General features: G+C 57.4%; 12 protein-coding genes. 5 read left to right on the top strand and 7 right to left on the bottom strand.

The genetic code is table 11. The annotated features are described in order from the left end of the window. Window positions 1-129 precede the first annotated feature (129 nt). The 5 genes from GSF27_RS03450 to GSF27_RS03430 all read right to left on the bottom strand — a co-directional run bounded on the left by GSF27_RS03450 (window position 130) and on the right by GSF27_RS03430 (window position 6040). Entirely contained in the window at window positions 130-918 is a 789-nt protein-coding gene (locus tag GSF27_RS03450) for an SDR family NAD(P)-dependent oxidoreductase (RefSeq protein WP_160965727.1), read from the bottom strand. A gap of 44 nt (window positions 919-962) precedes the next feature. Then, window positions 963-2204: an MFS transporter gene (locus GSF27_RS03445; RefSeq protein WP_160965725.1), complete on the bottom strand. Its 1242-nt coding sequence runs from the start codon at window positions 2202-2204 to the stop codon at window positions 963-965. Between the two features lie 146 nt (window positions 2205-2350). Continuing rightward, window positions 2351-4057, bottom strand: a complete 1707-nt coding sequence (locus tag GSF27_RS03440) for a thiamine pyrophosphate-binding protein (RefSeq protein ID WP_160965723.1) — start codon at window positions 4055-4057, stop codon at window positions 2351-2353. Window positions 4058-4334: 277 nt separating this feature from the next. Continuing rightward, the gene (locus GSF27_RS03435) at window positions 4335-5477 is read right to left on the bottom strand and encodes a hypothetical protein (RefSeq protein ID WP_202410250.1); all 1143 of its coding nucleotides are present in this window, start codon (window positions 5475-5477) and stop codon (window positions 4335-4337) included. Continuing rightward, window positions 5474-6040: a hypothetical protein gene (locus GSF27_RS03430; RefSeq protein ID WP_160965721.1), complete on the bottom strand. Its 567-nt coding sequence runs from the start codon at window positions 6038-6040 to the stop codon at window positions 5474-5476. The genes GSF27_RS03435 and GSF27_RS03430 overlap by 4 nt, the downstream gene beginning before the upstream one ends. Between GSF27_RS03430 and GSF27_RS03425 the strand changes: the two genes are divergently transcribed. From GSF27_RS03425 to GSF27_RS03405, 5 genes are all read left to right on the top strand, one after another. Further along, entirely contained in the window at window positions 5991-6947 is a 957-nt protein-coding gene (locus GSF27_RS03425; protein WP_370462553.1) for an IclR family transcriptional regulator, read from the top strand. The two genes, GSF27_RS03430 and GSF27_RS03425, sit on opposite strands and share 50 nt — an antisense overlap. Window positions 6948-6978: 31 nt before the next feature. Beyond that, on the top strand, window positions 6979-7713 hold the full coding sequence (locus GSF27_RS03420) for an IclR family transcriptional regulator (protein ID WP_160965717.1): 735 nt from the start codon (window positions 6979-6981) through the stop codon (window positions 7711-7713). Between the two features lie 283 nt (window positions 7714-7996). Next, window positions 7997-8845, top strand: coding sequence for a TauD/TfdA family dioxygenase (locus GSF27_RS03415; protein ID WP_160965715.1), 849 nt, complete (start codon window positions 7997-7999; stop codon window positions 8843-8845). A 39-nt stretch (window positions 8846-8884) separates the two neighbouring features. Beyond that, entirely contained in the window at window positions 8885-9640 is a 756-nt protein-coding gene (locus GSF27_RS03410; protein WP_160965713.1) for an SDR family NAD(P)-dependent oxidoreductase, read from the top strand. Between the two features lie 266 nt (window positions 9641-9906). Continuing rightward, a complete protein-coding gene (locus GSF27_RS03405) occupies window positions 9907-11070 on the top strand; it encodes an NADH:flavin oxidoreductase (RefSeq protein WP_160965711.1) in 1164 nt (387 codons plus the stop codon). Between the two features lie 174 nt (window positions 11071-11244). On the opposite strand, the gene GSF27_RS03400 is transcribed toward GSF27_RS03405, so the two are convergent. Both GSF27_RS03400 and GSF27_RS03395 read right to left on the bottom strand, forming a co-directional pair. Beyond that, window positions 11245-12972: a thiamine pyrophosphate-binding protein gene (locus tag GSF27_RS03400; protein ID WP_160965709.1), complete on the bottom strand. Its 1728-nt coding sequence runs from the start codon at window positions 12970-12972 to the stop codon at window positions 11245-11247. A gap of 337 nt (window positions 12973-13309) precedes the next feature. Further along, a complete protein-coding gene (locus GSF27_RS03395; RefSeq protein WP_160965707.1) occupies window positions 13310-13939 on the bottom strand; it encodes a carboxymuconolactone decarboxylase family protein in 630 nt (209 codons plus the stop codon). Window positions 13940-13942 lie beyond the last annotated feature (3 nt).

Here is a 13942-nt window from a genome sequence, read left to right as displayed (position 1 = left end):
CCCGCGTAGGCGGGAATCCAGGTGTCGAATCCCCAGCCATGGGCTCCCGCCTGCGCGGGAGTGACGACTTGGGAGAAAGCGTGAGCGTCGGGTGACACTATATTTTGAGCAGGTTCAGTTGTGAATGACTCAACCCCCCAACGGCACATTCAATCCCAAATTCATCAACCCGCACACCGGATAGTTTTGCCCGGTAATAAACTTGGCATCGCTGCTGGCGAGAAACGCCACCAGGTTGGCAATGTCATCAGGCTCGGCAAAATGACCAAAACCGGTGGATTCGCTGAGCGCATTCATCGCCAGGTTTTTGCGCATCTCCGGCGGGATGGAGCGGCCGGCTTCGCTGCTTACCGGGCCTGGTGACACGCAATTAACACGTACGTTGTGTTTGGAAGTCTCTTTCGCCAGCGCCTGGGTAAACGCAATCACACCGCCCTTGGCGGCGGAGTAATCGACCTGGCTGGCAAGGCCGATCATACCGGCTACGGAGCCGATATTAACGATACTGCCGTGACCCCGATCCTGCATGTGGTTAATCACGGCGCGGCAGGTGTAGAACACACCTTTCAGGTTCGTACCCAGTACGTAATCCCAGGTGTCTTCCTCCGAGTCACAGAACAGTGACATGCGCCCCCGGGCACTGCCTCCGGCGTTGTTCACCAGAATGTCGATCTGGTCGAAGCGTTCGATGGTGGTGGCTACGGTTTGCCGCACGCTGTCGAAATCACTGACGTCTGTTTGCAGTGCCAGCGCACGTCCGCCTTTGGCTTCGATTTCGGCTACCACTATTTGTGCGGGCTCCATGGAAGTGGAGGCGATAACAACCGTAGCGCCATGATCGGCCAGTTTGTTGGCAATGCCACGGCCAATACCGCGACCGCCGCCAGTGACGATGGCGACCTGATTATTCAACTGCATGCAGACGTTACTCCTGTTTGGTGCAATTTGATGTCGTGAAACGATTAGCTGCTGGCGGCCCCGGCGGGCAGTGCACTGACCTGGGCGGCTTTCACTTTCAGCAGCATGGTGGCTCCGAGTATCACCAGCAGTAAGACCGCATAGCCGGCCAGTGCAATCTGATAGGTACCGAAGGTGTCGAACAGATAGCCAAACAGTGGCGGCGAACTGAGTGTCAGTGGCAGGAAGGTGAGATTCATCAGTCCCATGATTCTGCCGATATTCTGTGGCCCGTAGGTGTGGGCGAGGATGACGCTCCACAGCAACGAAGCCGGGCCGGCGAAAAAGCCGATGAGTACACTGGCAATCATCATCACGCCATAGGTGTGGGCGCTCAACAGTGTGATCACACCCGTGCCTACGCCAAGGATGACCAGCATCAGCGCCACACGGGCGGTAATGCGGTCAGCGATGGCGCCTATGAGCGGTTTACCAATGAAGCCGGCAACGGAAAAGAGGGACAGGAGAAAGGCAGCCTGGGCTGCGGCTATCTGCTTTTCAGCGGCTAATTGCATAAGGTTGCTGACAATGGCCAGAGGGCCGGCGAACAGGCAGCCGACAACAAACGCCAGCAACCAGAAGTTGGCATCAGCCAGCACCTCTTTGGTGGTCAGCGTTTTCACCTGTGGTTGGGCTGCCGCTGTGGCCTGTGGACTCGATTCTGCAGTGGGCCGATCCCGCAGCAGGAGCAAAAACAGCGGCGCCGTCAGCAGTGGCAGGACAATGGCGTAAGCCTGCAAGCCGGTGCGCCAGCCCATGTCACTCAACAGGTACTGCAACAGGGGAGGAAATACAAAACCACCAAGTGCCGCACCGGCGGATGCGATCCCCATGGCCAGCGCACGACGGGCGGTAAACCAGCGGGCCAGCAGGGCAGAGGTGGCAATAGGGCCGAGCAGTACACTGGCTACGGCCATACAGGTGCCGTAAACGAGAATGGCCTGCACCATGTTCTGCACCACGGACAGCAATAACAGGCCGGCGCTCAGCAATCCGAGGCCGGTGACCATCAACTTGCGAATGGGGTAGCGATCCACAGCAGCCCCAAGCATGGGACTTAGTACTCCGGAACAGAGGGAGATCACGGTCATACCCAGCATCAGCACCATGTTACTGGGGTTAAACTCCGCCTTCAGAGGAGCTGCAATCACGCCGTAGGCAGTGAAGACAGTACCCGCGCAAATTGCCTGGGCCAGTGTGGCGAGAAATACCTGTACCCAGGCGGTCTTTGAGCCGGCTGCTGCCATGAGAAACTCCGATAATTTTTATGATTGTGACAGGCTGAAAACTCAGTCTGGCTGACGAGTCTAACACTCTGCTGCAGCCGCGGCGGTTAAGTTACTTAAAGATCGGCCCGGCGTTTTCCATGGCGCCGGGCTCCGTATGGCGCGGATCAATACCAGAAGTCGTTGTACCAGGTGGAGTACTCTTCGTGTCCCGGTACATCGCGGGCATTGGCGTCACCATCAACAGGGATCTGAATCACGGCTGGCTTGCCACTGGCCAGTGCGCGCTGGATAGCCGGGCCAATATCTTCCTCGCGTTCAACGTACTCACCGTGTGCTCCGTAACCTTCGGCAACTTTGTCGAGACGCAGGTGGTGTCCCCAGTGTGCTTCGGTCTCGGAGGTACCTTCGCCCAGCATGCCGCGGTAGCCACGTACCTCAACACCCCAGGCGTAGTCGCAGGAAACAATACAAATGACCGGCAGGTTTTTGCGTACGGCGGTCTCCAGCTCCGATGTGTGGAACAGGAAGGCGGAATCACCACTGACCAGGAAAACACGGCGCTGGTTCCCCACGGCTAACTGGGCGCCAATCGCGTAGGGCAGGCCGGTGCCGAGGTGACCGAAGTTCTGGTTCCAGATGGAGTCCTCCGGCGTCACCTGCGCGTAAGTCCAGGTGTAGATGCTGGTGGCACCACCGTCGCGGACAAACACTGCATCTTCGGGTATGTGACGGGTGGCTTCCACCATCATGCGGCCTGGATGCAGGGGCTGCTGCACCGGGGCCTTGGTCTGGTATTCGGCACGATGCTGCCTGTGCATTTCGATCAACTCTTTCACATGATCGGGCATTGCCCGTGGCTCATCTTGCAGCGCATCCACCAGCTGTGGCACGACATCGCGAAGATCGCCCAACAGTGGCACGTCAATAAAACGGTTGACGCCAAAGGCCTGCGGATCGCGCTCGATATAGATCCACTTGCGGTCGGTGCAGCCCTTGGCCCAATGCCCACCGACACCATGCTGTATGGGTTCCCCCAGCTCGCTGCCGATGGCAATCACCAGGTCAGAGTTGGATACGGCGGCAGCACCGGCAGGTGAAAAACCGCAGGGGAATGTACGCTCTTCCGAGCCAGGCAGAAACGAACTGATAGGGTAGGTGTGAATGATGGGGCACTGCAGGTTGTCTGCCAGTGCCGCCAGCGATTCATGGGCGCGTGCGGTAAAAGCGCCCTGGCCAACCAGCATGATTGGCCGTTTTGCTGCGCGGATCAGGTCGGTGGCGCTGTTGATCGCTTGTGCCGGTGCCGGCTGATGCATCAGCCGATACTCGGCGGGTGTCAGTGGCGCAGGCAGATCGCCGAGGTCTGCCATCATGGCGTTCATGGGGATCTCGATATAGACCGGACCCGGTGTGCCGGTTAGTGCCTGCCTAAAGGCCTCATGGATAATTTCGTCGAGCTGTTCCGGGTACTCAACCACGGTGGTGTATTTCATGGCTTCTTCAAAGTAACGCCACTGTGGTGTGTACTGGATGCGCCCGCGACGTACGCGGCGGGCGGCAATTTGTGCACGCTGGCCACCGATAAAGATCATCGGCGCGTTTTCCTTGGCGGCATTAATGGCCGCAGGTACCAGGTTGGCAACGCCGGGGCCCTGGTTACCAACCACGACGCCTGGAATGCCGGTCATACGCCAGGTGGCTTCCGCCATAAAGGCACCGGCCTCTTCGTGGTGGGGAGCAATGACCTGCCAGCCGCGATCGGTAGCGCGATTGAACATGTGGAAGAAGCTGGGATCAGGAATGCCGAAAAGGGTCTTGATGCCTTCGGCTTCCAGCAGCTGCAGCACACGTTCGTATAAAAAGACGGTCATTGGGTGTTCTCCGTAAATCTCTGAGGGTTTTCCAGATGGCAGGGCGAGCATGGATCGCTGCGCCCCAAAAAATCGTAAATTGTATTCGTTGCTACCTGCGGTGGTATTGAGTTTACCGGTTTTCGCGCTGCTGATAACTCAACCCCGTCATCGCGAGCGGCGCTTTTCGGCCGCGAAGCAATCCATGTTTGCCTCTGTATCCCAGGTCTGGCAGTAAACATGGATCGCCACGCTCTGCTCTCGATGACGAGAAGGAATAAGCGATACGTTCGGTGCCTCAGTGTTGCTCAGGCCCGGGCACAATCGCACGAGTCTGGGTGATGCAGGAGCCGAAGCTGTGGAAGCCGGTGGCGTGCAGGCCACCGGTGCCGCCGCAGCAGATCACCAGTACATCCTTGGGCTCTACCGAAACAAACACACGGCCGTTGATTACACGGTTCTGAGCTTCCAGCTGATTCAGATGTTGTGGCGTCAGGTGATTGGCGTCGATGCTGGCATGCTTCCAGATCAGCTCCTGCACATCTTCCAGGTTGGGCACATCGCGATGGATGATCTCTGCCCATACCGGATTGATGGCTACCATCATCTCGGCAAAGGGCATGGCCGGGGAGAAACCATTGGCACCGGGATAGGCAAGGGACTTACCAATCATTTCCAGGAACTCCGGGCCGGTCTGGGAGGTGGTGTCGATAATGTTCTGGGTGCCCATGGTGCCGTAGACCGACACCGCATCGCCTTTGATGCCGGCGCGACGCTCGGCAAATGGTGCCCACGGGGAGCGCTCTTCCCATTCACCAAAGACAATACCGGCAACACGTCCGGGTGATCCAAAGGTGGTCTGGCTGGTAACACCAGCGACCTGGCCCGCCACGTTGCGCACCAGCAAGCGGATGGTGCGACCAATGGCGGTGGACATGGAGGCAGCACCGCCGAGACAGCCATGCTGGTATGGGATATCCAGCTTGTTGCGAATGTCACCGTTGACCAGTGTCAGTGGAATTACCGGCGCGGTGGTGGCGTTCAGGCCAAACAGTTCGAAGTCCGGATCTGCCATGCCTTCGAGGGCTGCAATAATCAGCGGCATGGATTCCGCAGGTGCACCGGCCATCACGGCGTTGATGGCGATCTTCTCCACGGTGCAGTCGGCATCGGTGGGGGGCAGGTGACAGATAACCTCGTCGGCATAGCGGTTATTGGCGCCCAGGAAAGCACGTACACGGGCCTCTGTCGGTGGGATCAGAGGCAGGCCGTCGCCCCAGCCCTGTTGCATGGCGAACCGGGTAAACTGCATTACATCATCGATTTCGGTTTCGACGGTTTTACTGGAGAGCCAGTCCAGCTCGCAGCCGGCTTCGCCGCAGTCACGCAGGTTTACGACTTTCTGCTCGGTGTGTTGTTGAGTGGCAATACCTCGTTTCATCCTACCTTCTCCTTACTCTGGGACAGTGTTGCGCCCATGGTTTGCAGCATGCCCTGGAAATATTCGTGAGCGACGGGTTCTACCTCGTGGCGCTGCTTCTCGTTCAGCGGGTAGGGGAGAATATGGATGCGCAGACCGGAGCGACCGCCGCGGGCCGCCAGCTGATGGCCGAGCTCGTCAAACACTTCGGTACAAACAGCGGTGGTGGGCAGGCCCTTGGCGGCTGCGGCTAGCGCATCGCGAATCGTCCAGCCCGTGCAGGAGCCGCAATTGCCCAGCCCAACAACGGCCACATCGATGGATGCCAGAAACTCCTCCAGCTCGCGAGCGACTTTTTCGCCTTCGGTGCCAGTGCGACCCTGATGCGAGCGCCAGAATTTTACTTCGGCGCCTGCCGCGCGGAATTCTGCAGCCCAGATCTCGGCGATCCAGTCCCAGGCGCGCCAGATTTCGTCGAGCCGGAAGCCAACAGTCTTGCCAGCCAGTGGGCCCGCGTCAGGACCCGGTGAGGTAATGTCATCGCTGCGCACGGCAGTGGGGTCAAGAACCTTGCCTAGAGCCATCGTGTCTCTCCTTGTTGCGTGTTATCGATTTACTATCGGTTATTGTGCGGTGCCATGTGATTCGCAACTCTCCGTTTTCGGGGGTTGCTCTTTCCATAAAGTCCAATATACTGGATCTTTATATCCACATTTCCAGACACTATTCTATGGTGGTCCGATGCTTGTCAAGCAGATTGCAAACCTTTTCGCACTTATGGATCTTTTCGTCCGGTGCCAGAAACCCCTCTCGGTCTCCGAAATCGTCGCTGAGCTGGGCTGGCCCAGATCCAGCGCTTTCAACATTGTCGAGACCATGGTCGAGTATGATTTCCTCTACCAGCCCAAGGCCCGCGGTGGCTACTACCCAACCAGTAAGTGGCTGCATATGGGGCAAACCCTGGTAGGGGCGCAGCCAATCCCGCTCTCGGTCCACCAGCTGCTGGAACGGCTGGCGCGGGAGACCGGCGAAACGCTGTTTCTGGTGCGGGCGGAAGGGAGCAGTGCGGTGTTTGAGGATGTGGTGGAGTCATCCGCGGATATTCGCTTTATTGCCAACGTCGGCCAGCGTCTGCCCATCCATGTCACCGCCGGTGGTCGCGCCATATTGGCTCAGTACCCGCAGTCAGAGGTTGAGGCAGTGTTGAAACGTATCCGCTACCAGAAGTATGAGAAGGATACGTTCATGACCCCGGAGTCGGTGACACAGGAGATCGAGCGGGGCACAGGTCGTGGTTGGCATATCAACATGGCCATCTACGCACCTGGCGTTGCAGGGGTCGCCGTGCCTTTCAATCTGGAGGGCCGGCGTACTGCGTTGGCCCTTGGGGGGCCGGAATCGCGCATTGGCAGTCGTATCGACGAGTTGGGTGAGCTGCTGCAGAAGGCGGTGGCGGAGTTCCACCAGCAGAATCCGGCTCGTCGCGCCTGATGTCTGGCAGCGCCGGTAGAGAGGATCGGTCATGAAGATTGTTAAGTCTGCTGCGCGAACGCTGCAGCTATTCTCGCTGTTTGCCGAGGAGCGCCGGCCACTGACGCTGTCCGAATTGGGCGCCGGGGTGGGCGCGCCACCCAGCAGCTGTCATGAACTGGTGCAGACGTTGATTGAGCTCGGCTTCCTGCTGGTGCTGGACGACGGTAAGCGCTACTACCCATCCAGGCGTCTCCTCAACACCGCCAACCGCATCAACGAATTCAACCCAATCAAGGAGAAGGTGCACCTGGAATTGCGCCGTATCCGCGATGCCACAGGGGAGAGCATCGTGGTGGGGATGCTGGAGGGCAAGGAGGTGGTCTATATGGATGTGTTTGAGGGCTCCCACACCATTCGCTACAACGCCAGTGTCGGCGACCTGAAGCCTCTGCACGCCAGTGCCCTGGGCAAGGCGCTGTTGGCATCACTGCAACCGGCCGCCAGGGAGCGGCTGATCAAGGCACTGCCGTTAACCCGTTTCACCGACCGAACGCTGACTCGTATCCGTGACCTTGAGAACAGCATCAAGCAAGGCTTGTCGGATGGTTATTTCGTCTCCCGCGGCGAGCGCAACTCTGACGTTATGGGGATTGCCATTCCCATGGAGTTACGGGGCAAGACACTGGCGATTGGCATCATCGGCCCCCTCGGTCGCATTGAACGCAACCTCGACAGCTATGTCCAGGCCCTGCGTCTGGTGATTGAGCGCCTTAAATCGAATTAGCGCAAGCTCTTCAGGTGGCCACTGCATACTGGTCTGGATGGCCCGCTTTGCGGGTAATATGGGTTTCAGGCCGGTTTTCCTTTCAGCAACCTGACAGCCTCACAGGTCATGGCAGCTGGTTCGGTCGTCATCAGTGTAGTTGTTTCAGGTTTCGCATACGCGAAATCCAGAAAGATCTGTTTGGAGAATCTTTTACCGGCTTTCTAACATCGTTTCACTCAAAGCGGTTCTACACTCAGGTGTAGGCCCTGTGCTTCAGCAATAACGACGAGTGACCGAAACGATGAGCGATGTACAGATTGAAAAAATTTCCCCCGATATGGGCGCGCGGGTCCTGGTTTCTGCCAGCCACCTGCTGGATGAAGGTGTAGCCGAACAGTGCCTGGCGGCGCTGAACGAGTACGGCGTACTGGTGTTTCCTGAAATAAACCTGAGTGACGCCGACCAGGTGGAATTCAGCAACCGTCTTGGGCCAACCAAGGCGTCCAAATTTACCGGCGAGAAGAAAGACGAGGCCGATAAGTTAGGTATCTACCCCGTCACACTGGATCCCACCAAGGCCAAATTTCTCGACTACGTGCATTCCAACGAACACTGGCACATGGATGGCACCACCTATGAAGTGCCGCCAAAAGCTACCAACCTGAAATGTGTGGTGCCGCCCTCCAGTGGTGGTGACACCGAATTTTGTAATTTGTATGCGGCTTATGAAGCTTTGCCTGCAGAGATGAAAGCAAAAATCGAAAACCTGCGTGTGGTGCACTGCGCAGCGGCCGCCAACCTGCGTTACTTTAAAAATCCCACCGTTATCGATTTGCAGCGCTGGTTGCGCGATGGCCCTCCCACCGAACAGCCGCTGGTGTGGAAGCAGTCCAACGGTCACACCTCGCTGGTAATTGGTTCTACTGCTGATCATATCGTTGGCATGGATGTGGAGGAGGGGCGTGCTTTGCTGGCGGAATTGCTGGAGTGGTGTACCCAGCCCCAATTCTGCTATCGCCATCACTGGTCCAAGGGCGACATGGTGATTTTCCACAACCCCGGCGTGTTGCACCGCGCCCATCGCTACACCGTGGACTCCGGCCGCCTGATGCACCGCACAACCATTATGGGTACAGAGGCGTTTGCCTGATTTCTCCACCTCATTCACTCACACATATAGGTAATAACAATGACATTTTCGACAAAAAAAGTAGCCGTGGTGACTGGCGGTGCTGAAGGTCTTGGCGCCGAGATTTGCCGCTTCCTGGCCCGTGATGGTGCTGACATCGCCGTGTGGGATCGCAACATCGGCCTTGCCCAGCAGGTGGCAGCTGAACTGCGTGACGCGGGCGTGAATGCGATCGCCTGTGAAGTGGATATATCCAGCAAGGCGCAGGTGGATGCCGCGGCGGCCAAGGTGCGTGAAGCGCTGGGACCTGTCGCCATATTGGTCAACAACGCGGGTATCTCTCCGGAGAAAAGCTTTGTCGACATCACGGAGGATGAGTGGGAGAGAGTGTTTGATATTAATGCCAAAGGCACATTCCTCTGCACCCAGGCCGTGATTGGTGACATGATCGATGCCAAGTGGGGGCGGGTGATTAATATCTCGTCATCCAGTGCCCAGTCCGGTGCGCCTCGTATGGTGCACTACGCTGCAACCAAGGGCGCTGTTATTGCCTACACCAAGGCATTGGCGCGCGAAGTGGCGCCTATGGGAATTACCGTCAACAATATTCCACCGAGCACGGTTTATACCGCCGGCCTGCAGTCCATGGAAGAGCGACTGGGCAGTATTGATGAATATGTAAAAAATACCATTCCTGTGCAGCGTGTTGGTCAGCCCGCCGATATCGCCAACGCCGTCTCCTTTCTCGCATCAGAGGCGTCCAGCTACGTCACCGGCGTCACCCTGAGCGTGAATGGTGGCCGTTATATGCAGTAAACGTTTCACCCCTTACGCGTAACGCCATACGCGTTTCCTGCCACCACTGCCCCGGTAGTGGTGGCTTTTTTATGCCTCCGACAATACACGTGGACCGCCTGGGACATAGCCCCAGGGCCTGTGCTTTACAGTTTTTAGCGTTTCTGTAAGGGCCGTGTCGTTTTCGTCAGTACATTTCCCGGTACAATTTGCTCAACATTCCGTCGTTACCGGGCATGAAAAGGCCCGCATCAATCGCACAAAAAACCAATAATGAGTAGATGGCTATGCACAATCTGGACGATCTGGCTCCACTGTTCCAACCGTTACAGCTGAATGGCTTAACACTGCACAACCGCCTGGCGATGGCACCCATGACCCGGGGGTTTTGCCCCGGCAATGTGCCCACAGATCAGGTGGCTGCTTATTACCGTCGCCGGGCGGAGGGTGGTACCGCTCTGCTTATCAGCGAAGGGGTTGGTATTGATCATCCGGCCTCTGTTGGTATTGGTGCGGGTTCTGCTGAGAGCGTTCCGGTACTCTACGGCGACGCAGCAATTGCTGGCTGGAAAAAGGTGGTAGATGAAGTACACGCTGGCGGTGGCTTTATTTTTCCCCAGTTGTGGCATCAGGGACCATTCAGGTTGCCGGGCACCGGTCCTTTTCCCGAAGCTGAGAGTGTCAGCCCGTCAGGGACCTGGGGCCCGACGGACAGGCGAACCAATGCCCATGCCGAGTACATGGAGGCTTACGCGCGTCCACACAAAACCATGACCGAGGAAGATATCAGTGACGTAGTCTCGGCTTTCGGCCGCAGCGCGGCGGTTGCCAAAGAAATCGGTTTTGACGGCATTGCTATTCATGGCGCCAGCGGCTACCTGATCGATAGTTTTCTCTGGCCGGAGACCAATCGGCGTACAGATGGTTACGGTGGTGATATGGCGGGTCGCAGCCGCTTTGCTGTGGAAGTTGTACGCGCGATTCGCGCGGCCATTGGGCCGGAAATGCCCATCCTGTTCCGCTTTGGTCAGTGGAAACAGCAGGACTTCGATGCACAGATTGCCAAAACACCGGAAGAGCTCGGCGTTATGCTGGCCATGTTGACCGATGCCGGCGTTGATATGTTTGATGCCAGCACTCTTTACTTCAATAAGCCGGCCTTTGAAGGGTCGCCGTTACCCCTGGCGGCATGGGCGAAAAAGCTGAGTGGTAAACCGTCGATGGCGGTTGGAGGGATAGGCCTGTCCGACAGCCTCTTCAATTCGTTGAGTATCGGTGGCGCTACCGTGGAGAAGAACTACTACGAGGCGGCCGAACGAATGGCAAAAGGTGAGTTCGATTCGTTGGCGCTGGGTCGTGCGTTGATCTCTGATCCGGAGTGGGCCAACAAGGTCAGGGCAGGGGACGAGCCAGCTGTATTCAGGCGCGAAGACCTTGCTGCTCTCAATTAAGATTTCTGTCGGCGGTGGCACGGGCCTGCTGCCGCCCCGGGCGAGACTTTCTTCCAGCTACGCTGGAATTAACCTTTTTCTCCGGGCAATAAAAAAGCGGCAAGTCCGAAGACTTGCCGCTTTAAAAACCATCCTGCCGAAGCGGGATGGCTACTCGCCAGAGTTCATTAGAACTTACTGCTGACCTTCGGCGTACCAGGTACGGAAGCGCTCGTAGTTCGGGGTATCTTTGTTTTCGTTACCACCGTGGTTCACGGTTGGGCAGATTGGCACGTGGATAACGGTTGGCTTGCCGCTGGCAAACGCCGCTTCGATAACCGCACCGAGCTCCTCGCCTTTCTCGACGTACATGCCTTCACAGCCGTGGCCGCGGGCGATTTCGTCGAAGCGTACTTTCTTGCTCCAGTGTACGCCTGGCTCGGTGGTGTTGCCGTGGCCGAAGGTACGCTTGTACACGCCCACTTCCAGGCCCCAGGAGTTGTCCACGCCCACAACGATAACCATTGGCATGTTGAAGCGCTGAACCACTTCCAGTTCCGCAATGTGGTACAGGAAGGCGGAGTCACTGGTGGTGAAGAGTACAGGACGCTTGCAACCGTCAGCGATAGAAGCACCTACAGCGTATGGCAGACCGGTACCCAGACAACCGAAGTTCTGGTTCCAGATCACGTCGCGTGGCTTGCTCTGCAGGTAGGTCCAGGTGAAGATCACGGTACAGCCGCCGTCACGCACATGGATCGCGTTCTCAGGCATGGCTTTGGTGGCTTCGATAACCCACTCACCAGTGTGCATACGGCCACTTGGGGTAGAGAAGTCCTGAACAGCCAGTGCAGCCAGACGCTCTTTGTCTTCCTCGACCCAGCGAGCCAGCTCAGGGTGCTCGGCGCGTGGCGCATCTTTCAGGCCAGCAGACAGCTGGGGTACAACAGTACGCAGGTCACCTACCAGTGGTACATCGATAGGACGGTTCTGGCCGATGGCCTCGGCGTCCAGCTCAACGTAGATCCACTTGCGATCGGTTTTGCCTTCTTTCCAGTACATGCCCACACCGTAGTGCACAGGCTCACCGATTTCGGTACCAATAGCGACAACAACGTCGGACTTGGTAACGATCTCGTTGGCCACTTCGGAGAACATGTAAGGGAAGGTGCGGTCTTCGATACCTTCGATAAACGCAGTACCGCCGGAAGTCTGGATGACAGGGCAGCCCATCAGCTCAGCCAGTTCACGGATCTTCTGGCCGGCGCGGGTGCACTGTACAGCATGACCTACCAGCAGGATCGGGTTTTCGGCGTTCTTGATCAGTTCAATGGCTTTTGCAACCTGGGCGCCATCGGCACCTGGCTCTACCAGACGGTAGGCTGATGGTGGCAGTGCAGGTGGTACGTCCAGATCTTCAAGGATGACGTTGGCAGGGTACTCAATGTACACAGGACCCGGGGTGCCGGACTGACATACACGCAATGCCTGACGGATGATTTCGTCAGTCTGGTCGGCGTATTCAATGGAGGCGCTCCACTTCACGGAGTTCTTGAACAGGGATTCCTGCTGGATGAACTGAATACGACCACGACGTACGCGACGCTCGGTGATACGGGCGCGCTGGCCACCCATGTAGATAACCGGGGAGTTTTCTACCAGTGAGTTCATCATAGAGCCGGCGTTCAGAGCGATACCTGGGCCCAGGGTAGAAATACACAGGGCTGGGGTGCCGTTCATGCGAGCGTAGGCTTCTGCCATCATACCGGCAGCCAGTTCGTGGTGTGGGGTTACCACAGTCCAGCCACGCTTCTCTGCGGCGACAAACATGTGGACGAAGTTTGGATCAGGGATACCAAAAATTGCCTTTACGCCTTCGGCTTCGAAGAGCTCAAGAATTCGCTCATAAACTTTAACGGTCATGGTTTAGCTAACCTCGTCGTTGATTATTCAGTGTGTATCTTGTTCGGTGTTGCGCACTGTTGACTAAGCGGGCACCGGGGCTACTGCAGTTATCCGGACTTATTAAGGTCCACATGATCAGAATACTGTAGCCAACTGCCGTGGGTGGCGCCAAAGGCGGTAACCTTAAAGCGCACCAAGGATACCCCCCGAGGTCCTCCAGATCAACAAAAACAGATTTTATTAGTACGGACAAGTTGCAAATATTTGTCTGTGGCGGCACGCAATTGACGAAAAACAACTCAGCGCCGTAAAAATCTGTCCGGATTTTTAATTTTGGTGTTATGTGGAGTCCCGCTCAGGACTGCCCCATCATTCTGGCGCGCACATCTTCGTCGAGCGCCGGCTCACTCTCTTCTACCGGGATGCGGAAGGTGTTGATGTACATCGCCAACACATTGTAGCAACCCACCAGGAAGATCATGTCCATAATCTGGTTGGCCGTGTAGCGGCCGGCCAGGCGCTGCCAGGTGGTGTCGCTGATGCGGCAGTCGCGCAGCACTTCATCGGTCATGCGCACCAGGTCAGCATCTTCCGGCGTCAAACCTTCACTGTCCGGGCCCTGTTCTATGGCTGCGATCTCGGCGTCAGTGAGGCCTGCCCGGCGCCCCAGGATCAGGTGCATCACGTACTCATACTCGCACTTTGCCAGCCAGCCGAGACGCAGGATGATGATTTCCCGCTCCCTGGTGGTGATGCTGCTATTGGTCACTACCTGGTTGTTGTAAGCCATAAAGGCTTTGGTCAGGGCGGGGAAGTTGGCGGCCGCGCCGAGCATGTTGGTGCCACGCACCGCATAGCCGTTGTCGTCCCAGCCCTTGACCACGAAGTTCATGGCGCCGGGGAACTGGCCCAGTGCGTCACGGGCTTCGTCGCTCCAGTCTGGTGGTAGCAGTACCTCGTGGCGGGGTGTGTTGTTATCGCTCATGGG

Source organism: Pseudomaricurvus sp. HS19, from assembly GCF_009857815.1.
GTDB lineage: Bacteria > Pseudomonadota > Gammaproteobacteria > Pseudomonadales > Cellvibrionaceae > Pseudomaricurvus.
This window is presented reverse-complemented; position numbering and strand designations above follow the sequence as displayed.